Annotated in this window: 19 protein-coding genes and 2 pseudogenes; 12 read left to right on the top strand and 9 right to left on the bottom strand. The window is 37.3% G+C overall.

Annotated elements, in window-relative coordinates:
• Positions 1-17: 17 nt before the first annotated feature.
• The 4 genes from H8796_RS17640 to H8796_RS17625 are packed head-to-tail and all read right to left on the bottom strand — an operon-like array spanning position 18 to position 6,048.
• A complete protein-coding gene (locus tag H8796_RS17640) occupies positions 18-506 on the bottom strand; it encodes a TlpA disulfide reductase family protein (protein ID WP_117933654.1) in 489 nt (162 codons plus the stop codon).
• 37 nt (positions 507-543) lie between these two features.
• Positions 544-1,437, bottom strand: coding sequence for a Calx-beta domain-containing protein (locus tag H8796_RS17635; RefSeq protein ID WP_117933652.1), 894 nt, complete (start codon positions 1,435-1,437; stop codon positions 544-546).
• A gap of 37 nt (positions 1,438-1,474) precedes the next feature.
• Positions 1,475-3,058: a RagB/SusD family nutrient uptake outer membrane protein gene (locus H8796_RS17630; protein WP_233530341.1), complete on the bottom strand. Its 1,584-nt coding sequence runs from the start codon at positions 3,056-3,058 to the stop codon at positions 1,475-1,477.
• Between the two features lie 20 nt (positions 3,059-3,078).
• Positions 3,079-6,048 (bottom strand): TonB-dependent receptor, encoded by a 2,970-nt coding sequence (locus H8796_RS17625; RefSeq protein WP_117933648.1) that lies wholly within the window; start codon positions 6,046-6,048, stop codon positions 3,079-3,081.
• 937 nt (positions 6,049-6,985) lie between these two features.
• Here H8796_RS17625 and H8796_RS17620 point away from each other — a divergent pair.
• Complete coding sequence (locus H8796_RS17620) at positions 6,986-7,468, top strand: hypothetical protein (protein ID WP_117933646.1); 483 nt, start codon at positions 6,986-6,988, stop codon at positions 7,466-7,468.
• Positions 7,469-7,581: 113 nt separating this feature from the next.
• On the opposite strand, the pseudogene H8796_RS17615 reads toward H8796_RS17620, so the two are convergent.
• Positions 7,582-7,815: pseudogene (locus H8796_RS17615) on the bottom strand (helix-turn-helix domain-containing protein); the annotation flags it as partial.
• A 506-nt stretch (positions 7,816-8,321) separates the two neighbouring features.
• On the opposite strand from H8796_RS17615, the gene H8796_RS17610 reads away from it, so the two are divergent.
• The 7 genes and pseudogenes from H8796_RS17610 to H8796_RS17580 all read left to right on the top strand — a co-directional run bounded on the left by H8796_RS17610 (position 8,322) and on the right by H8796_RS17580 (position 15,537).
• On the top strand, positions 8,322-8,819 hold the full coding sequence (locus H8796_RS17610) for a GNAT family N-acetyltransferase (RefSeq protein WP_117933644.1): 498 nt from the start codon (positions 8,322-8,324) through the stop codon (positions 8,817-8,819).
• On the top strand, positions 8,816-9,742 hold the full coding sequence (locus H8796_RS17605; protein WP_117933642.1) for a hypothetical protein: 927 nt from the start codon (positions 8,816-8,818) through the stop codon (positions 9,740-9,742). The genes H8796_RS17610 and H8796_RS17605 overlap by 4 nt, the downstream gene beginning before the upstream one ends.
• A gap of 1 nt (position 9,743) precedes the next feature.
• On the top strand, positions 9,744-10,547 hold the full coding sequence (locus H8796_RS17600; RefSeq protein WP_117933640.1) for a helix-turn-helix domain-containing protein: 804 nt from the start codon (positions 9,744-9,746) through the stop codon (positions 10,545-10,547).
• 70 nt (positions 10,548-10,617) lie between these two features.
• Positions 10,618-10,843: pseudogene (locus H8796_RS17595) on the top strand (hypothetical protein).
• Between the two features lie 251 nt (positions 10,844-11,094).
• Positions 11,095-12,006, top strand: coding sequence for a DUF5655 domain-containing protein (locus H8796_RS17590; RefSeq protein ID WP_117933638.1), 912 nt, complete (start codon positions 11,095-11,097; stop codon positions 12,004-12,006).
• A 2-nt stretch (positions 12,007-12,008) separates the two neighbouring features.
• On the top strand, positions 12,009-13,772 hold the full coding sequence (locus tag H8796_RS17585) for a DUF262 domain-containing protein (protein WP_117971580.1): 1,764 nt from the start codon (positions 12,009-12,011) through the stop codon (positions 13,770-13,772).
• A complete protein-coding gene (locus H8796_RS17580) occupies positions 13,756-15,537 on the top strand; it encodes a DUF262 domain-containing protein (protein ID WP_117933634.1) in 1,782 nt (593 codons plus the stop codon). Before H8796_RS17585 ends, H8796_RS17580 begins: the two co-directional genes overlap by 17 nt.
• A gap of 87 nt (positions 15,538-15,624) precedes the next feature.
• Here H8796_RS17580 and H8796_RS17575 read toward each other — a convergent pair whose 3' ends face one another.
• Positions 15,625-15,930, bottom strand: coding sequence for a hypothetical protein (locus H8796_RS17575; RefSeq protein WP_117933632.1), 306 nt, complete (start codon positions 15,928-15,930; stop codon positions 15,625-15,627).
• Positions 15,931-16,138: 208 nt separating this feature from the next.
• On the opposite strand from H8796_RS17575, the gene H8796_RS17570 reads away from it, so the two are divergent.
• Positions 16,139-17,014, top strand: a complete 876-nt coding sequence (locus tag H8796_RS17570; RefSeq protein ID WP_117933630.1) for an AraC family transcriptional regulator — start codon at positions 16,139-16,141, stop codon at positions 17,012-17,014.
• Positions 17,015-17,030: 16 nt separating this feature from the next.
• Positions 17,031-17,432, top strand: a complete 402-nt coding sequence (locus H8796_RS17565) for a GNAT family N-acetyltransferase (protein WP_117933628.1) — start codon at positions 17,031-17,033, stop codon at positions 17,430-17,432.
• A gap of 9 nt (positions 17,433-17,441) precedes the next feature.
• Here the strand turns inward: H8796_RS17565 and H8796_RS17560 are convergent, their stop codons facing one another.
• Positions 17,442-18,383: a hypothetical protein gene (locus H8796_RS17560; protein WP_117933626.1), complete on the bottom strand. Its 942-nt coding sequence runs from the start codon at positions 18,381-18,383 to the stop codon at positions 17,442-17,444.
• Between the two features lie 165 nt (positions 18,384-18,548).
• Positions 18,549-20,087, bottom strand: a complete 1,539-nt coding sequence (locus H8796_RS17555) for a PAS domain-containing protein (protein ID WP_117933624.1) — start codon at positions 20,085-20,087, stop codon at positions 18,549-18,551.
• A gap of 205 nt (positions 20,088-20,292) precedes the next feature.
• Between H8796_RS17555 and H8796_RS17550 the strand changes: the two genes are divergently transcribed.
• Positions 20,293-21,282 carry a site-specific DNA-methyltransferase gene (locus H8796_RS17550; protein WP_085938544.1) on the top strand — a complete coding sequence of 330 codons (990 nt, stop codon included), beginning with the start codon at positions 20,293-20,295 and terminating at the stop codon, positions 21,280-21,282.
• Positions 21,263-24,046 (top strand): N-6 DNA methylase, encoded by a 2,784-nt coding sequence (locus H8796_RS17545; RefSeq protein ID WP_117933621.1) that lies wholly within the window; start codon positions 21,263-21,265, stop codon positions 24,044-24,046. Before H8796_RS17550 ends, H8796_RS17545 begins: the two co-directional genes overlap by 20 nt.
• Positions 24,047-24,086: 40 nt before the next feature.
• Here the strand turns inward: H8796_RS17545 and H8796_RS17540 are convergent, their stop codons facing one another.
• Complete coding sequence (locus H8796_RS17540; RefSeq protein WP_117933619.1) at positions 24,087-25,850, bottom strand: helix-turn-helix domain-containing protein; 1,764 nt, start codon at positions 25,848-25,850, stop codon at positions 24,087-24,089.
• Between the last annotated feature and the right edge of the window lie 326 nt (positions 25,851-26,176).

The raw sequence follows: 26,176 nt of genomic DNA, 5'->3' as shown, positions 1-26,176 counted from the left end.
TGAATAATAATACTTCTCTATTTCTGCAGTTTCTTTATCGCTTTCAGTAGTTCCAGTTCACTACCCGGAGCATACCCGGTGTGTGAATAAACGATCTTTCCATCCGCATCCACCACGTATACCTGTGGAGTCAGGCTCACATTCATAGCCCGCATAAATTCCTGATTTTTATCATACAGCATGATAAAATCATCCCATCCGTGTCCTTCCGCCAATGCACGTGCTTTAGCCGTAGAACGGCTGTCATCTGTAGAAACAGCCACCACACGGAACTTGGCTTCTTCCAGCCAATCGGGCAATTGTTCATTAATAGCATCCAACTCACGAATACAGGGTTTGCAGGTTGTTGCCCAAAAAGAAATAATCATAGGTGTCTTGTGATTAACCAGGGAGGCGGTGTTAACCTGTGCTCCTTTAGTATCTTCGACCTTGACTGATGGAATCTGTGCCATGGCACAGGTTAGAAAAGCAAACAACAGGGTAATGCAGACAATTAATGCTCTCATAAATTCTTATATATTTGTTATGTTAATAATTTGATTCTTATCTGATGTATTCCATCTTACAACCAAATAGTCTGAATTTTTGCATTTGTATCAGACCGTCCTTATACATATCACCAATCAGATTGGCATTCTCAAATGTAATTGTGCTAGTTTCAGCATCATACTCTCCCCGATACACGTCGGAAATACTTCCGTCCAAAGCCAGTCTCCTGAATCGAATGGTGTACGGGCCATAAGAAGCGACATCTTCATCCGGCACAAGGGATATGTAAGTTTTCTGTGTTGCCGAATCATATTCATAATGTAACCGCCAGCTGAATTCCCACTCAATATCGTTATCCGGATCAAATCCGTTTTTATTCGAACAAACCAGATAGTGCCCATATGCTTCCGTACCTTCTTCCACTGTATTTACCTTCACGGAAAATCCCACCGGCGCATTAGTAACTTGGTTAGTAGAAGCCGTTCCGGTAAACACCCAGGTTCCCGAAAGCGTCTCATATAAACTGGAATCATTGTCTTTGATAGTCACTGCCAACCGCTTATTCTCACCGATAGAGGCTCCTTTCACATCGGCTATTTCAATATCAAAAGAGCGGTCGTCATTGACAAGCTTGTCATCAACGGTTTTAAATTCAAAATTTATAGTTTCTTGTCCGGCAGGGATAAGCAATGTTTTTGTTGTAACAATATAGTTTTCGTCCTCTTTTGCTGTATGATCAATTAATTCGAATGTCACGCGGATAGTTCCGGTATGTTCGCCTGTCACTACAACGGGCACAGTGCATAAACCGGCAGACTCCTTCACCGTCATTACTGTCTCCTGTAAATTTACCGTAGCCGCTCCGGAATTAAACTGTTCCTCATCGTCCGAACAGGCAGTGGTCAGGACGGTGCACAGAAGAAGGGTGTATATTTTCAGATAGTTCATTTTACTCAAGTGTTTGATGATTTACATTATTCATTTATTAATATCCCGGATTCTGCTGACCTGCCAATTGAGGGTTGGCATCCATTTCCGTTTTTGGAATAGGCCAAAGTATTCGCTGGTCATCAACGGGCTTATCCAGTCCGTCAGTACTTGCCTGTCCCGGAAAAAGCACTAATCCTTTACTTTGCGGTTTTCCGCGTTTCACACCTTTTCCCCAGCGTTTCAGGTCCATCAGGCGGTAGCCTTCACCTACAAGTTCCCGCTCCCGTTCATTCATAACCTCATTTAGCAAAGCTTCCTTATCGTAGGTTGCATTGGTGAATCCTTCAATTCGCGCTTTCTTTAATGCATTCAAGGCATTATTGCCTTTTTCCACAGAAGTTGCACTCCCGATTCTGGCATTAGCCTCCGTGGCAACCAGATACATTTCTGCAATACGGAATGGCTTCGGCTGATTCAAATAGCGTGTTTCGCTCCCCAATGCATTGTAATATTCATTACCCGGATATTTATTAAAGAAATAGATATCCGCAGCATTACCGGACGAAACGGCTAAGTGATACTTTCCGAAATAAGTAGTCAGCCGGACATCTTTCTCATTGTATAGGTCAATCAGTGTTTGTGTAGGAATATAATCCTTCTTTGTTGTCGGATAACCAATAAAAATAGTTCCCAAGGGTACGCCAGCATCGTCGGCACTAGTCATCGCAATCTGCCAGATGGTTTCCGTTCCCTTGTCATTCTTCCATACGCTTTCAAAATCTGTTGCTGTGTTCGATAATGGATATTTGTTCGAATTAATCAAGTCACCTGCATATTTGGCAGCATTTTCATAGTCATCCATTTGCAGAGCAACACGCGCTTTCAGGGCAGTCACTACATCTACTGTGATATAATTTCCACAGTTCTTGGGAGCAGTATTGACCGTCACGTATGCGCCATTGATATATCTGTCATAATCAGCAATACCATTTTTGGCTGTTTCTATACGCACCTCGGCTTCTTCAAGGTCCTCCAATATCTGTTTATAGGTATCTTCCAGTGAGGATCGTCCCGGATACTGGGTAGCAGCAAGCTTGGGTTCATATTTCACCTGAAGAGGCAGTCCCGGAGTGTTTGCTGCGGTAGCTACATCATAATCGCGGCAAAATAAGGTAGCCAGATAAAAGTAGCAGTATGCTCTTGTAAAATAAGCTTCCCCCTCATATACATTAATCTGCAGTTTTTGGATTTCCGTCAACTCTATCTCCGGATTTTCATCGATCTTGCCTACCCCGTCAATAAAGAAGTTGGCACGTCCGATAGCAGCATAGCAATTTGCCCAGATTGTTTCTACGGTAGAGTTGGTGCTCTCGAAAGTCCAACGGTGCAGCTCACCATATTTATTAGAAAAATCCGCTACTGCATTAAAGGCATCCGCCTGAACTTCCGGAGCCAGTACATAGCTTCCTCCCGTCAGTCCTAAATATACGGAATAGATACCGGCACGCGCTTCTTCAAAACCGACTATGGTTGTTAATGCTTCCTCTGCCGGAATAGCATCGTAAGGCATTTTATCCATATCACAGGAAGTCATTCCAAATGTCAGTACAGTCAATACTATCATAGATATTTTCTTCATATTCACCATTCTTTATATTGTTAGAAAGTTAGTTCGACCCCGAAAGAATATTGCTTGGTATTGGGATAGTTACCCAGCTGGATATTACTGTCCACTTCCGGGTCATATCCTTTATATTTAGTTACCGTGAGTAAGTTACGTCCCACAAAATAGACTCTGGCATTACTGATTACCCCTGTTTTCTGAATCAGTTTGGCAGGGAAAGTATACCCGACAGTCAGGTTTTTCATACGCATGAATGAAGCATTCTCCAGCAAATGCGTATCAAACTGCATTGGAGAGTCGGGAGTAGAAATTCGGGTTACATCTCCCGGTTTTTGCCACATGGTAAGCATTTCTACCGTCTGATTGTCCGAGCCTGCGAAAGTGGGGTTCTCTGTGAAAAAGCGTTCATTATTCAACATATACTGGCCGAGCATAAAGGAGAAATCGGCACTGACGGAAATTCCTTTCCATCCTAGCTGGGTACCAAAACCACCGGACCATGGAGCATAGCGTTGCTTGCCTACAAAAACGGCATCTTCTTCCGAATAACTTTTCGTCAGATTTCCATTTTTACCATACCACGTATTATATCCGTCACGCGGATCAACCCCTGCCCATCTTACATAGTAGTATTCTCCCCAAGGTTTGCCAACTTTCATTTTCAAACCGGTATCAGGTAAGGTATATTCATCCAGTCCGTTAAACAGTTTGGTTATTTCATTCTTATTATAATTCAGATTTCCGGAAACACTCCATGAGAAGTCTCTCATTTTTAGAATATCCACCCCCAATGTAATATCAAAACCGCGGTTGCGCATACTTGCTACATTTTCTACACTACTGCCATGTCCGGTAGTATACGACAGCGGATAACCCATCAGCATATCGTCCGTCTGACGGTTATAAAACTCCAATTCTACTGAAAAGCGGTCAAAGACTTTGGTACTGATTCCTATATTCAATGTCTTCATGCTTTCCCATGTCAGATTATCATTGCCGACGGTAGAAGGAGCAATTCCCGGTTGCCCGTTATACAGCAAACCGGAGCCGACCAATGCCAACGCATTATAGGCACTGATACCGGAATTACCTGTTGTTCCATAGCTCACCTTCAACTGCAGACTGTTCAACCATGAAACGTCCTGCAGGAAATTTTCTTTTCTCATATCCCACATGGCTCCCATCGAATAAAAGTTTGCCCACTGGTTATTTTTAGCAAACAACGAAGAACCGTCTCGTCGTGCTGCCAGATCGATGTAGTAGCGGTCAGCGAAACTGTAGCTGATTGTACCGAAATAAGAATTGAAAACCTTGTCATACATGGTATGTAACGGCACTTCTGACTCTGCCCCTGCTGCCATTAGCATCATTCGTGTGTCTACCATTTTTTTAGAAGTTGCCGAGAAATTCTCATTCTTTGTGATAATGGACTCCTGCCCAGCCAATACAGTAAAATGATGTTTACCAGACAGACTGAACTTATATTCCGCTGTATTGGTGAACGTGAAGGAATAATAACGTTCAAACGACTCGGATGCCACTCCTGCCCCTTCAAACGGTCCTTCCGGATAGGCTTTATGTGAGTTACGATAATCAAAAGCATCGACTGCCTGTGAGGTACGAATGTTCAAGCCTTTTATCGGATTTATATTAAAGAAGGTATTGCCATTGATACGCACCGTACTCCGGTTGTTGGGTTGAAGTTCTGCCAGGTAATACGGACTATAATATCCCATATCGTTTAAATAATCCAGACGTTTGCCATAACCAGTGAAATTACCTTCTTCGTCGGTCAATATCTCGTTCATCGTCTGGTCGGGACGATAAATACGTGCGGCATACGCTTTGTTATAAACGCTGTTGGCTTCCGTTCCAAAGGTTGTCGTATTATATTTCTGATAGGAAAGGTTCACATTAATCCCGGCTTTCAGCCAGTCGGTCACCTTTACTTCTACATTACTGCGTAAAGTCTCGCGACGCAATGAGGAGTCGTCCATAATTCCATCCGTGTCATAGTGTCCAAATGAAATATAGTAGTTGATACCTTCGGAACCACCAACCACATTTACATCGTACTGTTGGGTAGGAGCTGCATCTCCGAAGAATACATCCGCCCAGTCGGTAGATATACCATTATCTATATAGAACTTCTTCCGTTTTTGAAATGTAGTGTCGTATGCTTTTCCCGGATCTAGCATTTCCTGCAGGTTAAGCCATTGTTCAGTGTTCATCATCTCTATATTATCTCCTGTCATTTTCGACCAGCCATATTGTGCATTGATGCTAACACGGGCTTTCTGTCCCATTTTTCCTTTCTTACTAGTCATTATCACGACCCCGTTAGCAGCACGGGAGCCATATATAGCTGTTGAGGAAGCATCTTTCAATACCGTCATGCTTTCGATGTCGTTTGGATTCAATGCTGTAAATGCTCCGGAAGAAATGGGTGAACCGTCGAGAATAAAAAGAGGTTCTGTATTTGAATTGATCGAACTAACTCCACGCAATCGCATTACAACACTTCCACTTGGTTCCCCACTGGGAGTAAATACCTGTAAACCGGCAACTTGACCTTGTAATGCATCTCCGGCATTAGCCACAGGTCTGTTGGCTATCTTACTGTTATTTACTGTTGTCACCGAACCGACTACCGAACCTAGCTTCTTGGCAGAACCGTAGCCAACTACAACAACTTCATCCATCAATTGTGTATCAGATTTTAAAATAACTCTAACAGTCGGCTGAACAGGAACCGACTCCGTTTTCATACCTATATATGAAATTTGCAATATTTTTGCTGAATTTGGCACATTCAATAGTGTGAAATGCCCGTCTATGTCTGTTATTGTACCTAAGTTAGTGCCCTTTACGACAATTGAAGCCCCTACAACAGGTTGTTTGTCATCATCGGAAATCACCGTTCCCATGACTTTCTGCGTTTGAGCTGTTATCAGCCCGATACCTATAAAAAGGTATCCAAATAGCAGCGCTAATTTTTTCTTCATAAATCTCTTTTTAAATTATTAAATAGCCCTAAAACAATTAAACTCACTTTTCACACTTCGATAAGTTCTATCAGAACTTAATTACGATTCATTGCTTTTGTTGTGTTTTTGCATCAAATATGTCATCTAGGGAGGAAATGTTGCTTGATTTTACTTTTTCGATCAATCCATATAACGATTTCACAAAAAAAATATGTCTTTTCGTTGTTTTTTGCAAAAAGAATATATACTTTTGTTCCATTATATAATACCAAAAAGGAATTGTTAATAAATAGAATCTGAAAAAGATTGATAATTTTTATTTTAATAACTATATATTTATTTTAATATAAATAGAGTACGAAAAATCACCAAGTTCTGATAGAACTTGGTGATTTTTCTTTTAATGAAGCAATCTATAGCCATTTTACCTCAATTAGCCTCCTATTAAACCTTTCATCAACATTATAATTAAATTTCAAATTTACCTTAAACATAAAATAAAATCAGAATTATAAAAGAGTCTCGTTTAAACTATGTTAAATAGCTATTATCTGAAAATTCTTCATATATGACACTCGGTATGTTTCTTTATACAGATAAAAACACTCAAATACATAGCGATACAATTTCTTTACATTGAAAAAGATTAGATTATTTCATGATTTCAATTTTTGAGATATTTACTATAGTTTTATCTCTTGATTTTAAGGAGCGCCTCGTTGCTTTAAAACCAACGGGGTGTTCCTCGGTGTGCAACGGGCCGTTCCTTTTAAAGGAACGACCCGTTGGTTTTAAACCAAAAAACACTTATGTAACCATCTGAAAACCAAATCATTGCACAAGCAGTCTATCGTACCTTCCTTTTATAAGAAATTTCTCAACACAATAATGCAAATGCCAATACTAAAAGCAGTACTCCTCTGATAAATATTTTACAAATAAAATCTAAAAAACAATGGTTACAGTTACTTTCCAAATTAAGCCCTATCTAGCGGCTTACATGTACGTGCGTTATAAAAATCACCTCGATGTACCTCCAGACCGCTTTTCTTCCTCGCTTTCCGCCATCCATCTTCTCGACACCCAGCCTATCTACCACTTCCTCCACCAACTTTCCATCCCACACCCTCCCAATGCCTCATGGCACGAAACCGGAAATATCACCTTCACTCTCCCCCACCCTAGAAACGGCAAAAATCCAAATGTATATAATTATATAGGTCATGACAGTGCACTTATCATTGAAAAAGCAATGGAAGTAGAAATGAAGGCCGAACTTTATGAATTTCTCCTGGAAAATAAATACTGCCACGGCATCATGTTCAAAAAATCAATGGAAACTTTTGTCGCACATTATAATATGGTAGAGTTGGTGGAAGAAGAAAGCTTGATGAGAGCATTTCAGAGATGGAGAAAGATGGTGAAGGAGGAGAAATAATATCATATAACTAACGAGTTGAATATGAATGTCGATGTACCCGTTTTTTCTTCTGAAAAGAGAAAAATGGGGGAAAATTGCATTATATTCAATGTAACCTCTGTGAATACCGACTACGAAAACAAATATCGGTATTGTTTGAGGGCTTTACTAAAATACTGTGGATATTGATATCCTAAAGCGTAGGCAACATTACTGACTGATTTAATAGGATCAGCAAGCAACTCCTTTGCTGTATCCATTGTTTTTGCTAATACATATTCTTGTGCAGATGAACCTATCTCCTTTTTAGTCAAGTCTCCCAAATAATTTGCATATAAATGTAGTTGGTCTGCACAATAAGCTACGATTTATGACAACCGAGTGGTGTAGTCGGGATGAAACAGCAGACATCCCTTTTAAGTAGCTATTGAAAAGGCTTCAATAATTGGATACACAAACGAAATACTTTCATCTGTTTTAACCTTGATTAGAGTGGGAAATAAACAATCCTTTGAATTATCGATAATAGTTTCACTACTAATCAAATATTGTGCAGAATTATCTTTGGTTATCATATTGAAAGACAGCATTTCGGAATGAGAATTTGCCACCCTATGCCCCATCATAAAAAAAAATAGTCATAGACAATTTATATAGAAATGGGCGAACCACTTTAGTCTGCTGTGTTTTTCCATCGCTTCAAATAACTTGATTACAAAGATATAAATAATCGGTTAATCTATATTGCTAAATAAAATATATTTCTCTTGCAAAACTCTCAATTTTAGGTGCAAATATGAAATTTGATTCATTTTTACACCTAATCATCTCATAAATAGGCATATCTTTGTAAAAAGATAAAAGTATAGATATGATACAGTTGCGTAAAATAGAAAATGAATCACCTTGGGTAATATCTCAGTTAGCAAATAACTATGAGATTGCTAAAAACTTACGTGATATATTTCCTCATCCCTACACGATTGATAATGCAGTTTCTTTTATTGAATTAGCTAAGACAGGAGAATTAGGACTCGTGTTTGGAATATATTCAGAAAATGAATTTATTGGCTGTTGTAGCTTGAATCCTCAAAGCGATGTATATAGAATTAATGCAGAAGTCGGATACTGGATTGGCGAACCATATTGGAGAAATGGATATGCAACAGAAACTGTTAAACTGTTAGTTGAAATAGCTTTTAATCAATTAGGAATGCAAAGAGTATATGCAAATATTTTTGAATATAATATGGCATCAATGAAGGTATTAGAAAAAGTTGGTTTTGAGAAAGAGGCTGTTATTAAATCGTCTGTGATAAAAAAAGGACAAATATTTGATGAACATATATATAGTATAAGGAAAACATGAAAGATGAAGCAATAAAACATATAATCGACAGATACAACTTAAATGAAATTGTTGATATACTGTCTAATAAATTGAGTGGTTCAGAGTTAAATTCTTTGCTTTTAGAGGTGTTTGAAAGACGAGTTATGCAAGAAACTCCCTCTTCACTATTAGGCAAATATACTAAAAACAAACTCGTTAAACCTGCACAATTAGACTTTCTAAAATTTAAAGAAGAAGAGTTAGAGTGTTGTAAAATAGTAGCAAATAGCAGTTTTGAATTAATCGAGTTATCTCCTGTTGCTCAATTAGGTACAAGTAGTATAATGGCAACTGTAAACCAAAAGAAAGTTCTTACAGCACTCCGAAATACAGAAGTTCAGTCAGACCCAACAAATTCAATAGCTTTACATTACGCTTCATTGAAGAAAAACAACGAGTTGTCGGAGAAAACATATAATTTCAGCAATGTGTCGAGAGTTATACGGACTCAGGTTTTCTCTAATCCCAACTTTACACCCCATTTCCCTATTCTGTGTCTAATTTCCTGCGGTATGGATACGGGTAGTTTTGAGTTTGAGAAAACAGAGATACATAAACACTTTGCTATAACTCAAGATGTATGCAAAAGTGTTTTTGGGTTTAATAATCTGTTTTTTGAGATTATTCCTTGTAAAGAATATGACAGTAACAGTCCATTAATATCTAATAGCTTATCACATATTAAAAATAGTGGTTTTGATGTTCGTATTGCCGAATCAGATTCACAAAATAACTATTACTACGGTATGAGAATTAAAGTCAAAATTATAGCTGATGGTGTAGAATATGAAATTGGCGATGGAGGATTACTTGATTGGACTCAAAAATTATTAGCAAATAAAAAAGAACGTATGCTAACTATGGGGTTAGGAATACAGTTGTTACACCTATTCAGAAAATAATATGTTGATATCTAAAGTTATATACGAAGATGAAGTAAACGATCATGTAAGGATTAAATACCCCTGTTTTGAGTTGAGGGATATTGTTGAGTATTACTTTGAAATTACAACGGAAAGCAATTTAATAACTCCATTCTCAATAGTTGCTCTTCCCAATGTAAATATTGTCGCCTCTGTGAATCTTACAGATAAAAGTCAGACATTAAAAGTGGATAGAAAACTCGGTATCAAAGATACTACGGGAGATAAATTATGTGGTAGTCTTACAGATGCAATAACCATAATACATGCACCGGGAACACATGAATTTGCAATTAAATTCAAACCGGGTGTGTTATATCTGTTCTTGAAGGATGATATTCCTTGCTTATTGGACAGCTACAAACCATTGAGTAATTATATAGATAACATAATTATTGAAGAGCTAAAATCTAAAAAGACCTTTGATGAACGTGTTAGCTATGCAGAAAACTATCTTCTATCAAATATAGATATCTTCAAGTCTGATTATAAATTAGAGACCGTAATTAAAGCAGTTTATTACATTACTCATTGTGGTGACTTCAAATCGAATATGGTTAGTAAGATAGTAGGGGTATCAACACCTACACTAAATAGATACTTTAAAGAGGTATTAGGTATGTCACCCAAACAATGCTTTAGAGCCTTGAGGTTTAAAATTGCTTTGATGAATTACCGCTCTAAAGGAAGTAGCAATTCGTATGATGAGTTGGGATATACAGACTTCTCTCATTTTGCAAAAGAGTCTCAATGTCTAACAAATAAAAAACCATCTGAGTTATAGCAGATAAATAGAATCATTCAATAGCAAAGCAAATGCTTCAATAAATATATTAACCTAAAAAGTTATAGTTATGAATGATTTAATGAAAATGAGGATATTCGGGCTATTGTCTGGAACCTCACAACAAGTAAGTAACAAAGAAATGCAGGAAGTCTATGACGAATCTATCGAACAGATTAGAACCGTGAGTTATGGAAATGATTACTCTACTACTTACCGGATTCTTGTAGCTACCCGTATTGAGATAGCTTCACGAAACATCACCACTTTACGGGCAGGGGGAAAAATGCGCTTAAAAAGCTGTTCTTACAAAAGACATTGGGTACTTTTGGAAAAAGTACCTATATTTGCAACTGAAAGAGTTATTTGACAGCATAGCAACGCAAAGCGCTGAAATTCGTACGGTCGCTAACTCGTTACCGCCACTTCTCAAACAATTCGCTAAAAGTTTGTTTATCAATCGGTTTAATCAAACTGACAAAAATCTAAAATAGTAATATCAAAAGAATTCTTACCTTTACAGCAATAAACAATTCAAAATAAGATTATGGCACTTTACAAATATAATACTTCAGGCATCTTTTCTGAAATAAAAGAAAAGCCTTTTAAATTGGAAAGAGATATTCAACGCATGTTTGAAACTAATATGTCCGAAATCATGGGACTTGAAATGATAAAGTCCGAATTTACGATTAAAGACCGCCGTATTGATACGCTTGCCTTTGATCCTCAATCAAAGGCTTTTGTTATCATTGAATATAAGAGGGAAAGAAACTCCAGTGTCATAGATCAAGGGTTTACTTACCTAAGCCTAATGCTGCAAAATCAGGCTGATTTTATTCTGGAATATAATGAAACACAAGCAGGGAATTTGAAACGGAATGATGTGGACTGGTCGCAGACAAAAGTCGTGTTTGTATCACAAGGGTTTACGCCTAACCAACGAGAGGCTGTCAATTTCAAAGATTTATCCATTGAGTTATGGGAAGTGAAGCGCTATGAGAATGATAGTGTATCCATTACTCCTATTCGCAAAAGTCACGCATCGGCAAGCATTAAAACAGTGATGCAGAATAGTCCGGAATTTAAAGAAGTGACAGAGAAAATTAAAGAGTATTCGGAGGAAAATTTATTAAAAGGAAAATCTGACGATGTTGTAGAATTATACGAGAGTTATAAGAATGCAATTCTTAATTTGAATACAGAAATTGAAGTTAAACCACAAAAGTGGTATATTTCATTCAAAAAGGCCAACAGCCATATTTGTGCACTTGAAATCCAGAAAAATGGAATAAAGCTTACTATAAATGTAGCTAAAGGACATTTAGAAGATAGTAAGCAATTAACAAGGGATATTTCAACTGTCGGACATTTTGGCAATGGAGATTATGAACTCAAAATCTCGGATACTAAATATTTAGAATATATCATGAGCCTTGTGAAGCAAGCGATTAAATAAATATGGCTAATTATTGTAACATAGACCAATACTTATATAATTATCTGAAAGGTTGTTGGGTAGATAAAAAATTCCATGGAGTATTTCCTTCAAGAACCTGGCAGTATAACAGATATATCCAAATCTCAACTCCAGTAAATGACTCTTCTATTCATTATGAATATCGTATAGATAATGAATGGAATGGATTAGTTGAACTTCATATAGAAGGACGCTATACTCAAACCGACTATATGCGTTTTTTACGTTATTTACAGAAGCAGACAGAGACCAATCCGGATTTATCATGGCATCAATGGGGAAAATGTAAAGGACGATGCAGTATTGAAATTACAATCAATAATTGGGAGGACATAAAGAATGCATTCCAGAAGCTGATAATGTTTTTCGATCCGTTGCTGACAGATTGTATTGATAAATTCAATCTTCACAGAAAAAATGAGATTTCCAGCCCATATACACGGGAATTAGAGTTTAAAGAACTTACCAATTCTCAAGAAAAGGTCGTTTTGGAAACCAAAAATTTGCAAGATTTATTTTCTTCCAATTTGGTTATTCCCGATTATCAGCGAACCTATTGCTGGGAAGATAAAAATGTTACAGACCTTTGGGATAATTTACTTGAAATGCCTCGCAACAGTGACTATCATTTAGGATCTATCATCTTACAAAGAAGAACTGTGGATGATTGCACTCTTTACAACATAATTGATGGACAACAACGCCTTGTCACTTTAACGCTTATTATGCGCGAGTTAGGATATACGGGGCAGATGCCTTTGCTTAAACAAAAATTCATATCAAAAGACGCACGTCTCCATGTGGCCAATAACAAAGCACTGATTAGAACTCTCAATCAGAGGAATACAGACATAGCCATGTTGGAACGTCTGTCTCATCACCTGATTTTCTCTGTACTTATTCTTAATGACAGCAATCTTGATCTGGCATATACATTCTTCTCAAATCAGAATTCAAAGGGTGTATCGCTTTCAGACTATGATTTGCTAAAAGCGCACCATCTACGCTATCTAAACATTGAGGATCAGGCAGAGCATCTTGCTATGCGGTGGAATGATCTCTCATTAGAATGTGACAACAATGGAGATTATTATCTTACCCATACTTTGGGAGTACATCTCTTCAGATTAAGAAAATGGATGCGAAAGCATAATGTGGAGGAATTTCAGCCACGCAAGGTAAAAGAAGAGTTTTCGGCTGCCCGTATTATGTCCAGTATTCCTGCTTTTGGAGAAAAATTCTATTTCTATGAGAAAATCCAAGGTGGTTCGCATTTCTTTGCATACACTTCTATTTTTGTAGATAAATACAAGGAGTTTATCCGTACCAGGCAAATACAGCTACTAAGGAATCATCTTCAATGGGAATCTCATTGGAAATATGCCGATATTATAGAAAGCCTCATGTTCGGTTATTTTATAAAATTCGGGCATCAATATTTATCTGAAGCATTGTTCTGTATTGCCGGAATCATGGCGCAGCATAGATATAGTGCCACGCGTGCGATCTTTTATAAGATTCGTGAATTCGCAAAAGACTCAGAAATTATAATGATGATAGATCAGGCATCTTCGCCTACATTTTTTCTTGCCGAGGCCATTCCTTATATCAGGATTAGTGGATTGGAGCAAGAAGGTGACATCAAAGAGCGATTCTATAGATGTTTAAGACGTATCTTCTGTGAGCTGAATGATTTTTCGGATAAAACAATAATCGAAAAGAGAAACAATGAATATGGAGAATAAATATACGCCGGAACTTATTGCTACAAGTCAGTTTAAGTTTTCTATTCCGCTTTACCAACGTTTATTTGCATGGAAAAAGAAAGAGGTTATCAAACTTCTTTTTGATCTTAAAGAGCATTTTGCAAAGATGCCTGCCGATGAGCCATATTATCTCGGTATGCTTACTTGTATTGATATGAAAAATCATTATGACTTAATTGACGGTCAGCAACGATTTACTGTCATGACTCTTTTTGCCATCATTTTTAAGGAATATGATGATAAATGGTCCGGTTTCTTAATGGATGGTAATCGCCTTAATTTCATAGCGAGAAGCGATGATAAGGCATATATAAAGAGCAAGATCAAAGGTTATCCGACTAAAACGTATGTCAATAAGAATATGGAAGAGGGACTCGCCGCTATAACTGGTTTCTTAGAATCCAATTTTAATACTCAGGAGGAACGGATTGAGTTTGTGCAACAGGTTTTCACACGATTGACATTTTTCTTTTCTTACTTGCCATCAAGCTATCTTGCAGATACCACTTCGCTGAATAAATATTTTGAAGCGATGAATGCACAAGGAAAAGGACTAGAACAGCATGAGATTCTCAAAGTGCAACTGATGCGAGGAGAAAAGGAACAGGATTACTTGACGCATATTTGGAATCTGGCCTCCATGATGGATCATCCTATCATTGCGAAGGAAGAAAACCAAGACGAGGCTTGTTACCGTCAATTTTATGAAGAAGCTATAAGTCTTTGTCGTCAGAAACGATTTCATGAAGCTTTAGAAAAGTGCAGATATACGTCTCTCGATGACGAGGAGGAGTATTCTATAGATGTGATCCAACCTGAAAAAATAGAGTTTAAACAGAATAGCTATGAAGATGGCGAAAACAGTATTATATCATTTCCGGAGTTTCTTCTTTTGGTGCTTGATGTATGTACTGGCGGCGAGCAACCAGCCAGTCATTATCAACCGGATAAACTGATAGAGAAGTTTGATGCTCTGAAAACGCATTTCACTGCAGGGGAATTTTACGAAAAAATGCTTTATTACCGGCTACTGCTTGATTATTATACGATTAGAAGAGATATCAAGGATGGGCAGGGTAACTACAGTTTAATCCTGAAAGGTCCAAAGGATGATAATGATAAATTAAAGCAATACCAATCGATGCTTTACGTTTCAACGGAGGCTTTCTACAATTGGCTCAAACCTTATTTGAGAAAATTAGAGCAAGATGAACTCCAGTCCTGTGCAGAGATGCTCGCATTCCTTAAAAAAGAAGATAATGAACGTCACGGCGTATTACCTGCCAGAAAAGATCTTTCATATAAAGCATCCGGTAACATTAGGTACTGGTTTTGGCGTTTAGACTATTACCTTTGGGAACAGCGCAGCACTTTCTTCAATGAAGAAGAACAGAAGATTGTAGAGCACTATGTATTTCGAAGAAATCGTTCTATTGAACATCTGCATCCTCAAGACGAATCACACAATGAAGAATGGGAGGAAGAAGCTGTACATTCATTTGGCAATCTTGCCATGATTTCTCAAAGTTTCAATTCACAACAAAGTAATGACCATATACAAATAAAGTTTGCTCGAATCCATGAGCAAATCAGCAACAAATCACTGCAAAGCATTAAGATGTTTTTAATGTGTAAACTAGCTGACTTCAACTATCAAAATTGGACAATGAAATTAGCTAAAGAACACGAGGATAAGATGATTGAATTTCTAAAACAATCTTATGTTTGCGATATTATTCATTAATATCAGGAAAGAAAGTCGGATTTATATTATGTGAACAGGCAGAAAGAATAGCTATCTTCCTGCCTGTTACTTAATATGATTTGGTATTTAACCAACTACACTGTAAATTCTGATTTCGGGTTCTGCCTGAAAGAACGGTTTCAGTTCTACAACCACATCTTGATTAAATAAATCAGATTTTAAGTATCCCTCTGCTTCCGCTACAGATGCAAAACCATGAAGCACCTGCACATCGTCTTCTCTTACAAGTAATTGTTTGCTGACTGCACCGGTAATTGTATCCAAGAAAGGCTGACGATACTTTGTATATACTCCCGCAGCAGCGGATCTGTCGTTTTCACTTACTTTCATTGTAATTTCCAAGAAAGCACTTGCTTTTTTTTCTGTTGCCATAATTATCTTTATTTTTTAATTTAACACTGCAAAGTTAGAGCCATTCAGACTGCCGTTCAATGTGGATTAGAGAAAATATATGGTAAAATTGGGAATATATATTCATAGTTAAGAACGGCTTTCCCAAATTTACCATTGAATATCTTCTTTTTACCATTGCCATGAATGAACTACGCACTATCTTTGCACTCAATAAATTATAGAATATATGGCGCGAAACACTGTTTTTACTCAATATGATTTAGAAAAGGAGACTCCCGACGAAATACAATTCGAAATAATGGAGATGCCGGACTTCTTCCATAAAAACGGAGACGCCCCTAAACAGGCTCATATACATACATTCTACCAAATTATATGGTTTCAACAAGGTGCAGGCGTTCATTATGTCGATTTTAAAGAATATCCAATTACGGATAACACCTTATTCTTTATCTCACCAGGACAAATACACTATTTCGATGATAATAATAGTTCAAAAGGGATTATCATACACTTCAATGAAAGTTTCCTTTCAGACGAAGGGAGTAGTGAAAATGTATTTCTCAAGTACAATGTATTTAATGCCTTTGATGCTGTGCCATATTATAAAATCATGCCCAAAGATAGCCAACGGCTTGAGTATATTGCTGAAGAAATGAAATTAGAAAAGGAAAACATAAAGGCTTTTGCCCACAAAGATTACTTGAAATATTTAGTAAAAATGTTCTTGATATATGTGCAACGTACAGGTGAAAGAGGAACCGGTATTCCTTTGTGCATTAATAATTCTTCCAATCGCACTTTTGTACGGTTTCGACAAATATTAGAACATCATTACAGACAAATGCATACCGTTAAAGAATATGCCAACCATCTGAATGTATCAACCAAGACATTAACGAACTGCGTCTACGAGAGTTCTCATAGCACCCCTCTAAAGATTATCAATGAACGAATTATACTGGAAGCCAAGCGGCAACTTCTTCATTCTGATCTAAAAATTAAAGAAATAGGTTTTTACCTGGGATTTGAAGACCCTTCCTATTTCGTGAAGTTCTTTAAACGACAAACAGGTTATTTGCCAGCGGAATTCAGAGAATAATATAAAATCACTGATTATGAATATTGAATATCGAGAAACAAAAGATTTCACAGAAAAAGAAATAGAGGAGCTTTTTTTATCTGTCAATTGGCTGTCAGGAAAATATCCCAGTCGTCTTATAAAGGCATTAAAATCATCCTCTCTGGTGATAACGGCATGGGACGGAAGTAAGTTGGTCGGCCTTATCAGGGCTTTAGATGACGGAGAAATGGTAGCTTTCCTCCACTATTTATTAGTCCGTCCTGATTATCAGGGTAATGGAATTGCTGCCCAATTACTGACAATAACAAAAAAAAGATATAAAGACTATCTTTATATCAATATAATGCCTGATGAAAGACAGAATATCTCATTTTATCAAAGACATGGCTTTACTTTATTAGATGATGGCGCAGCAATGCAAATAAGACATCTTTAAAGTATTGACCTAACTGCGAGCAGCAATCACCTGAGATATTTTTTCAATAACCTTTTTGTATTCATTATCTGATTTATCGGCAGGTAATTCAAAGATAAAACTATCAGTTGCTCGCAAACTAAAGGCATTACCTTCTATAACCTCCAATTTCCATTGTTGCTCAATATATGTTTGAGTTGGGTAATAAAGAACAAGAAATAAAATACGACTATTGGATTTAGAAGCCAAATAATCTCTTAATAAGGCCAAGCGTTTATACTTGCGCCCGTCAGGACGTGGATAATAGTTTGTGAAACATTGCTCCGAGACAGGACTGGATAATGTGTGTTTCTTGAATTCAAGAATGCAAACCGCTTTATTATCTTCATTCAAAAGTAGAAGGTCTGCATCACCCGGATATAAACTATCTGTCTTAGACAAACTGCATTCTAACCTTGATGTACCATAAATAAGTCCTTTGGAACCTATTGAAACAGGACCTCCGGAATGAGACTTTATCAGCTCTTTAAATTCTGACAAGCTATATTTTTGAGGAGAAAAGCTATAATACCCTTCCTTGAAGGATAAAGAGACAATTATCAGTTCACTTCTGTCATTAGCCCAATCCAATTCATCATGGAATACAATAAATTGAACTTGCATATCATATTCTGTTGCGAACCGTCCTAGTCTGCATAGATAATCTTTGCCAAATTCTTTTTCCATTTCAGAATCCAACTTACCAATAAATTCATCATAAGTATAGGTAGGCAATAGTATTCTTTTAATCCAGACATAAGGGGAAATCCGATTGATCGCCCAATCAATGAAGAAATCGAAAGTCAACCCAAACGTATTAGACCCTGATAATAAATCATTGGACAGCCAATCCTCTGGTGAGCCACTTATTACATTTGTTTTAGCTAAACAAGCCCTATTGTCGCAACGTGCTAAGAATGTTTTCTGTAACATAAGCGTAGTTATCTTTATATTCAAAGTTTCAGAACTCTTACAAAGATACGATATAGATATGAAAGAACAGGTAGAATACAGAAATAATTCCATACAAATTCCCGCAATTCCTGTCAGAAAGAAGTAATTGCGGGAATTCTATATAAAATGCAGAAAGGTCACTCGCTATCGGGAGAGTTCCTCTATTTTGGATTTCAATGACTCAATCAGGACTTCCAACGGTATGCCGGTTCTCTCGCTCATCATTTTGATGGTGGCTTTAGGCAGTATAACTCGTGCCAAAGGCGACTTGAGCAACTTGAACTTAGGACTGATTTCTTCCATTCTGTCTTTCAGAAGAGGATATGCCGCCAACAAGTCTTTTAAAAGAGTGGCTGAAGTGATTTCTATTTTCGCAGATTCCTCTCCAGGCTTTTCGGCTGAGGATGGCTCCGTCTGGGCAGGGGTGTTAGTGTCATCCCAAGTAAGTAGTGTACGGGAACCTTCCAGACTTCTGATATGCGTACAGTCTTGCATCATTTCAAGTATGCCCCGGAATTTTCCGTTTTCATCTCTTACAGCCACGTAATAGATATACACGAAGAACCCCGGCTTGTTAATCCAGAATTCCGCGTGGTCTTGTTCACCACTTCTGAACTTTTCTATGATGTCCTCCACCACATGTACACTACTGCGGGGATGGCAGTTCTTGACATTACGCCCGATCACATTCTTACTGCGGGGAAAAACACGGTGTTTCGTATCGGAATAGAAACATACCAGTTCATTTTCGTCAACATAAGAAAGGTCAACGGGTAGATGGCGGTATATAAGATTGATTTGTTCCAGTGACAGCCGACCCGTAGCCACATCCAGCAGTTCATCTCCTCCTCCCCTGCCATAACCATACTTGTTCAGCAGTCCGGCCAGTTCCGCTGCAAATCCCGGCATTTCTCCTTTTTCTTTTTCTGCGGGTGTTGATGATGGTTTCTGTTGCAGATCTTCTCCAATCCAGGCAAATCCGATTTCACGGTCGCCGGATTTCATTTCTTCAAACTCTTCCGGGGAAATCATAACGATCGAAGTAGGATACAATACAGTTTCTTCTTTCTCCATCAGATCTCTTATATCGTAGACGATTGTCTGCTGGCATGCCATAAACTCATCATCACTGTCATTCTCCAATAAGATGCGCGCATCTCTTATCTCGTCACGAACAAAATCATCGAGCAGCCACATAGTGGTCGTAGGACGATCGAAGCCTTTCTTCTCAAGAACAGGGTACAACTGATTCTGCTTACGGGACAGATGTAATCGATAGGGAGTCAGTTTATCATAAAGTTCCAGCCACTGATTCTTGATGAGCGGATATTGTGCCAGTTCTTCAATTGAGGACAGGATTTTGCGCAACTCGTCATTTTCACGATAATAACACATGATGGGATGGTCGGGCGGCAAATCAGGACGCGACGTATCCATAATGCCATCAAAAAGTTCCAGCATACGCTGAATGTCTTCCTTACGGCACTCATCATCCTGTACTTCCTTCAGTTCCTGCTCCGCCAAAGCTATCTCATACGGTTTTAAAGTCACGACTTTCTCTTTAAGCATCTTTCGGGCTTCCTCAAGAGAAATTGTCCCACGGTTATAGGCATCCTTTATTTCGAGTACAAGCCTCAATTTCGCAAGGTCTGCCTCCGGTAAAAACGTCTTCATATTTTCCATACTCTCTCTTGTATTTATGTATTTTTATATAAAACAGATTCCCACACTCTTATTCCTGCCAAGCCCATGCTTTTTCATATCTTTTAATAACAATGGGCAAGGATAACGAAAAAGATTCATTCATCTCATTATTTCATATAATAAATTTGGGAGATAATCCTATTATTTCTACTTTTGACAGAAAATGACAATTTAAATATTTAATATGCAAACCATGGGTTCTACATCCAAAGATATAAAAGAGGAAGATAAACGATTGTTAGAAGGAGTCATACAAAAAAAGAAAAAACAGCAGAAAGACATCAAACCTTTTGTAAACAAAGTCATTCAGGGCGACTGTCTGAACATATTGCCATCCATTCCTGATAAATCCATAGATATGATACTTTGTGATTTACCGTATGGTACTACACAAAATAAATGGGATTCCGTGATTGATTTGCAGGCTCTTTGGGCTGAATACGAACGTATTATTAAAGACAATGGGGCGATCGTTTTAACCGCACAAGGTATTTTTACAGCCAAATTGATTTTAAGCAAGGAGAAATTATTCAAATACAAGATTACTTGGATCAAGTCAAAACCGACCAACTTTTTAAATGCCAAAAAACAACCGCTTCGTAAGCACGAAGATGTTTGTGTTTTCTATAAAAAACAGTCGGTATACAATCCGCAAATGACTAAAGGGGAAGCGTATGACAAGGGGGTCAGAAAAGATCAATATACAGGTAGTTATGGGGAGTTCAAGCCACAGCATGTAAAAAGTGATGGCGAACGTTATCCCAATGATGTGGTATTCTTTGAAGAGGATCATGACGACTTTGTATATGTGAAAACGGCCGAATCGGAAGGCGAAGTTTATCATCCGACACAGAAGCCTGTTGAATTGGGTAGATATCTAATCAGAACATTCTCTAACCCGGGGGATATCATTCTGGATAATGCTTGCGGAAGCGGCAGTTTCCTGCTGTCGGCCATTCTGGAAAACAGAAGATTTATCGGAATAGAAAAGAATGAAGATGTATTATTGCACAGGATACAGCCTACCGACTATATCAAGATTTGCATGGATAGGATTTCAGAAACACTAAAAAGAGAAGAAGTGACTCCATCGACTCGCAAACTTTTCAAAAAACCAATCACAAAATATCACACCTTAAACTATTTAGAAACGGATGCCACAAATCAACTATAATGAAAGAAGTTGGGCCATTGATGTCATTAGCGAAATCAATCTTTACTTGGCTAACAAAAGTTGGCATGTAAAAAGTGCCGGAGGAGAGAATACAATCAGAAATGAAAAATCGAGTTTATTTCCGGATGTGCTTATCTTCAAAGACTCTGCTAAAAAGATCATTTTGCAGGGGTGGGAACTCAAAATGCCTGATACTCCTATAACCGACACAGAATTAATAAATAACGCCAAGATAAAATCTGAGATTCTGCACAATAATAGTTTCATTCTCTGGAATGTGACAAGCGCAGTTTTGTATGTTAAGAATGGGAATACATATTCTATCTTGAAATCATGGGATAGTATCGACCTTCATTCGCGTTCAGAGGTAAAAGAAAACGAGAATCTTTGGAAAGATCTTCTACATACCATCCTGAAAGATTTAAATGATTATTTCGAACATGGAGAAATAACAGAAAGTGGATCTTCCGAGATATTGGCAATCGATAAAATAATCGATATCGTTCTCGAAAATATAGACTCGACAGCAGAAAACATAAAAGAGAATATAAAAAGTAGTGCAGTACTCGATGCGCAAATAGATAATTGGTGGCTCTCTTCTGCAGCAGAATATGGATTTAGCTCGCAAGCTAAAAAAGACGTTAAGCATAAACTACCCACTCTATCAAAGGTTATATTGACCGACTGGTTTTTCAAGATTATTTTTGGCAATATTATCAAACGGCATTTCAATGAGGCAAAGATTATTGAAACGATTACTTTCGATACAACTGTCAGTGAAGCCCTGCAAATAATTGCCAACATCTCGGAACACTGTAATTTTTGGAATATTTTTGGGAATAATATCGCAAATGAATTAGTATCTAATAATGCATGGAAGCAGCTAGTTCAATTAAATGTATTTCTTTCAAACCTTAATATTGAAGGGGTTGATATTCAAATCTTGCAAAACTTACTGCAATCGTCCATCGCCTATGCCAAAAGAAAAGTAGCCGGACAATTTGCGACTCCTCCTCAACTAGCCGATTTATTAACAAGGCTAACAATAGATAAGAAAGGTGGAATTACCTTCGACCCTTGTTGTGGAACGGGAACTATTATTAAGCAGGCTTATTCTCTTAAAGAAGAATATGAAATTGGTCAAGAGCAAATTATTGAGAGTATCTGGGCTTCGGACAAACATTCGTTTCCCATCCAGCTATCAACACTGACTTTATCCAATCCCGGCAATATTGGAAAAATTCTGCATATCTTCAGGTCGGATGTAATTGAGTTGCACGCAGGACAAACTATTGTATTTAAAGATCCCAATAATGGAAATCAAGTAGAAAAGCAACTGCCTAAGGTAGATTATGTCATATCTAATCTTCCTTTTATAAGAGAGAAAGAGATCAAAAAGCTCAATCCGAATATAAAGGAAATCAATAAATTAATCAAGGAACAGACTAAAGCGAAAAAGACACTAAGTAAAAAGAGTGATATATTTGCATATATTCCTTTCTACTTGTACGACATTATCTCAGACAATGGAAAAATTGGACTAATACTTTCTAATGCATGGCTTGGAACAGACTATGGAGAAATATTCTTAGAGTTAATTCAAAAATATTTCAATATTGACTGTGTTGTTATTTCCGGAAAAGGACGATGGTTCAATAATGCAAAGGTTGTCACCACATTATTAATAGCAACCAAGAGGGAGATTTCTGATCCGGTAAATTTAGACAGGAGAATTTCTTTCTGTACATTAAAAGAGAAACTTGAAAACATAGCAGATATTAAGAAATTAAGTAGTGAAATCATTCTTAATAAAGAGTCTGATTGGGTCAATATTCAATCCTATTCAATAAATGAAATCAAACAATTGGAAAATATCGGAATCCCATGGTCCGGATATTTTGCTAATTTGAATTGGTTGCCTACGATAGCCGAGAAGCTTATTGACTCTAAAAAGTTTTTCGATTTTATACGTGGAGAAAGAAGAGGTTGTAATCGTATGTTTTATCCTGCAAAAGGACACGGAATAGAAGATGAATATATTGAGCCTGTTCTAAAAAACTTAAAGAAAGCACCTTCATTCATTGCAACTAGTCAGACGCAGGCTTTCTGTTGTTCAAAAAGTATCGAAGAACTCGAAACTTTAAATCATACCGGGACTCTGAATTGGATAAGATCTTTTGAAAACCAAATGGATAAAACAAATAAGAAGCTATTACCTATAGCTTTACGTAAACCAAATATGTTTTGGTATGAAATGAGCACAAAAAACATGGCAGATTTTGTCGTTAATATTAATTTCGACAAAAGTTTATTTATAGCCATGCTTGATAAACGTTCTTTCTTCGATCAACGGATGATTGGCTTTTCAATAAAGGAACAGTACAAAGATGAAAACAAAATTTTCCTACTTGCATTACTGAATAATATTTTGAGTATGTTTTTCATTGAGAGTTTCGGGTTTGGCAGGGGACTGGGAGCACTTGACCTTAGAGAAACTAAGTTCAAGAAGGCTTTCAAAGTTCTCAATCCGGAGTTACTGTCTGATGCGCAAAAGAAAGAAATCATAGAAGCATTTCAACCTATTTTCAATAGAGACAGATTACCTCTTGAAAAGGAATTAGAACAAAAGGATAGAATCGACTTTGAACTGACATTATTAAGAATCTATGGATTGGAAAAGTATTATGATACAATAAAGCAGACTTTATTGTATCTGTATAAAATAAGATTTGCAGTCAAAGAGAAAAAGCGTAAAAAGGTATAGAAAAAGAGGGTGTACAAGCACCCTCTTTTTCTATACTCTTTTATCCTACAATACTCTTTATATAATCAGACGGACATACATGATAGAAGTCTTTGAATTTCTTTCCAAAGTATTTAGCATCACAATAGCCCAGTATACCTGCAATATCCGAAATGCTGTACTGCCGGGAGGCCAGCAATTTAAGTGCTTTGTCCATTTTGAATGAATTGATATAGTTTTCGGGAGGGTTGCCGGTAATCTCTCTTATCTTATTATAAAAAGCAGTACGACTCATGCCTATATCAATGCTTAATTTATCTATTGTATATTTATCAGTAGAGAGATTTTTCTCCAGGATTTTATTGACTTTATCCATAAATTTCCGATCGGCATTTTCTGTTTCTATTTCAGCTTTTGTGGGGATCATCGGAGAAATGGCATCTGACAGAAACAGTCTGATCCGTTCGCGTAAGACCATGCGGTTTTCGACAAGCATACGTATGTCTGCCCTAAGTTTACAAATGCTTTCCGTACGTAATCCCAGACGGTCTGCCCCACTCCCCAAATGTGACAAATAGCTTTCGTTATCAAAGGCTCTTAATAGAAGAATGATTGGTATGTATCCTATCGTTTTATCTTCCTTAATTTGAGTGCTAAGTGTATCTCCGCTTATTCCATTCACATTGTCGTCAATAATGATAGCATCAGGATTTTGACTGATAGCCGTATCCATCAGCAGCTCCGGATTATCAAGAACAGAGATCTGAAAATAGCGTGATAAGGTTTTCTTTAAATAATCACTAAATAACTTATCTGCCATTACTAATAGGATATGGGAAGTTTCTCTCGTTTTAGTATTTTGTTTATTGCTCTTAGGATTCTCGCAGGAGTCATTTGTTGGCGTCTTCGTTTTTGTAGAAGAATGTCTCAACACCGGGCATGACTGATTCAGGCAATGGCAGTCTGTCGGAATGACGATTTGGAAAGTAGCTGCTTTACCATGTCTGCATCCGGTTATTTTTCCACCATGCAGACGGATGATTTTTCTTACCGTCCATAAATCACTATATCCATACACAGGAAATATAATAGGAATAAAGGGGAACATTTTCTCTGTTCTTTGCCCGGCTATTTCATTATTGCTAATCTGCAACTGCCAGGAATTCATTGTGTGGGTTACGTTGATCGATATGCAACAGCCTGACTCGGAAATCAAAATCATCTTGTTGATAAGGTGCTGAAGTGCTGCAGTCATTATGTTTTCGTTTATCCTGCAACTGACACAATCCGAACATTCACCAACAGTTAGCTGTATCTGGCGGGAATTGGCATAAGCCCGGCATTGATTGACAATGGAAGTAACATAAGTGGAAAGTTCCAAATTTACCGTTGACGTTTTAGGAGGAATTCTCTTAGTTACTTTATTGAGAGTTGCAATATTCTGGTTACAATATATGATACATTCGGCATATCCCAGTGCTTCTTCCACTTGTTGGGAAAGAGGTTCAGGGAGGTTGCCAGTTTTGAGTTCTTCCAATTGATTCCGCAGCAATATTAACGGTGTATGTGCTGTATGGAGCATGTTCATGGCAATCTTAAATTTTTCATGCGATAATAGCTGCACATTGTATTCTATTATAAGATACGCAAATAGAATCACAAACAGTCCAATACCGAAACTTTCCACAGGGACCGCATATCCAAGCAACGACAAATCGGGTAAAATGATGCCAATAGTTTGTTTGCTGTTTACTAAATTGGCTCCAGGATCTGCAGAGAATAAAGCTCGGAAGCTTACTAATAAATTCAGGTAACAATCATTCATACTAATATCGGATTTGATTAATATTTTACACCTTTAGTAAAACACGCCTGATAATCTTTTAACGTGCTTAAAATCCGATGCAAGTATAAACTTTTCAACGTACACACAGGAGGTGGTTTCCAACAAAAACAATGGGTGTTTTCTATCAAAAATGGTAACAACATCTTTTGTTACCGAAATATTAAGGGGATATACGATCAAGTCTTCATTTTACCCAATCGTCCCCAGTTAGTTAATTATTTTCATTAGAAATAACACGGTCATAATATCATAAAAGTTAATTGAATCATCAAAACAATAGAGTATATTGAATTATAAAGCTACGT

The organism is Bacteroides sp. M10, assembly GCF_014334015.1.
GTDB classification, from domain to species: Bacteria; Bacteroidota; Bacteroidia; order Bacteroidales; family Bacteroidaceae; genus Bacteroides; species Bacteroides intestinigallinarum.
This window is presented reverse-complemented; position numbering and strand designations above follow the sequence as displayed.

Bases quoted from the DNA above. Each gene is read 5' to 3' on its own strand.
- H8796_RS17545 (WP_117933621.1), top strand. From the start codon at position 21,263: ATGCCACAAATCAACTATAATGAAAGAAGTTGGGCCATTGATGTCATT.
- H8796_RS17565 (WP_117933628.1), top strand. From the start codon at position 17,031: ATGAATATTGAATATCGAGAAACAAAAGATTTCACAGAAAAAGAAATA.
- H8796_RS17585 (WP_117971580.1), top strand. From the start codon at position 12,009: ATGGCTAATTATTGTAACATAGACCAATACTTATATAATTATCTGAAA.
- H8796_RS17540 (WP_117933619.1), bottom strand. From the start codon at position 25,850: ATGAATGATTGTTACCTGAATTTATTAGTAAGCTTCCGAGCTTTATTC.
- H8796_RS17590 (WP_117933638.1), top strand. From the start codon at position 11,095: ATGGCACTTTACAAATATAATACTTCAGGCATCTTTTCTGAAATAAAA.
- H8796_RS17550 (WP_085938544.1), top strand. From the start codon at position 20,293: ATGCAAACCATGGGTTCTACATCCAAAGATATAAAAGAGGAAGATAAA.
- H8796_RS17620 (WP_117933646.1), top strand. From the start codon at position 6,986: ATGGTTACAGTTACTTTCCAAATTAAGCCCTATCTAGCGGCTTACATG.
- H8796_RS17635 (WP_117933652.1), bottom strand. From the start codon at position 1,437: ATGAACTATCTGAAAATATACACCCTTCTTCTGTGCACCGTCCTGACC.
- H8796_RS17600 (WP_117933640.1), top strand. From the start codon at position 9,744: ATGTTGATATCTAAAGTTATATACGAAGATGAAGTAAACGATCATGTA.
- H8796_RS17570 (WP_117933630.1), top strand. From the start codon at position 16,139: ATGGCGCGAAACACTGTTTTTACTCAATATGATTTAGAAAAGGAGACT.
- H8796_RS17640 (WP_117933654.1), bottom strand. From the start codon at position 506: ATGAGAGCATTAATTGTCTGCATTACCCTGTTGTTTGCTTTTCTAACC.
- H8796_RS17575 (WP_117933632.1), bottom strand. From the start codon at position 15,930: ATGGCAACAGAAAAAAAAGCAAGTGCTTTCTTGGAAATTACAATGAAA.
- H8796_RS17605 (WP_117933642.1), top strand. From the start codon at position 8,816: ATGAAAGATGAAGCAATAAAACATATAATCGACAGATACAACTTAAAT.
- H8796_RS17580 (WP_117933634.1), top strand. From the start codon at position 13,756: ATGAATATGGAGAATAAATATACGCCGGAACTTATTGCTACAAGTCAG.
- H8796_RS17610 (WP_117933644.1), top strand. From the start codon at position 8,322: ATGATACAGTTGCGTAAAATAGAAAATGAATCACCTTGGGTAATATCT.
- H8796_RS17625 (WP_117933648.1), bottom strand. From the start codon at position 6,048: ATGAAGAAAAAATTAGCGCTGCTATTTGGATACCTTTTTATAGGTATC.
- H8796_RS17560 (WP_117933626.1), bottom strand. From the start codon at position 18,383: ATGTTACAGAAAACATTCTTAGCACGTTGCGACAATAGGGCTTGTTTA.
- H8796_RS17555 (WP_117933624.1), bottom strand. From the start codon at position 20,087: ATGGAAAATATGAAGACGTTTTTACCGGAGGCAGACCTTGCGAAATTG.
- H8796_RS17630 (WP_233530341.1), bottom strand. From the start codon at position 3,058: ATGAAGAAAATATCTATGATAGTATTGACTGTACTGACATTTGGAATG.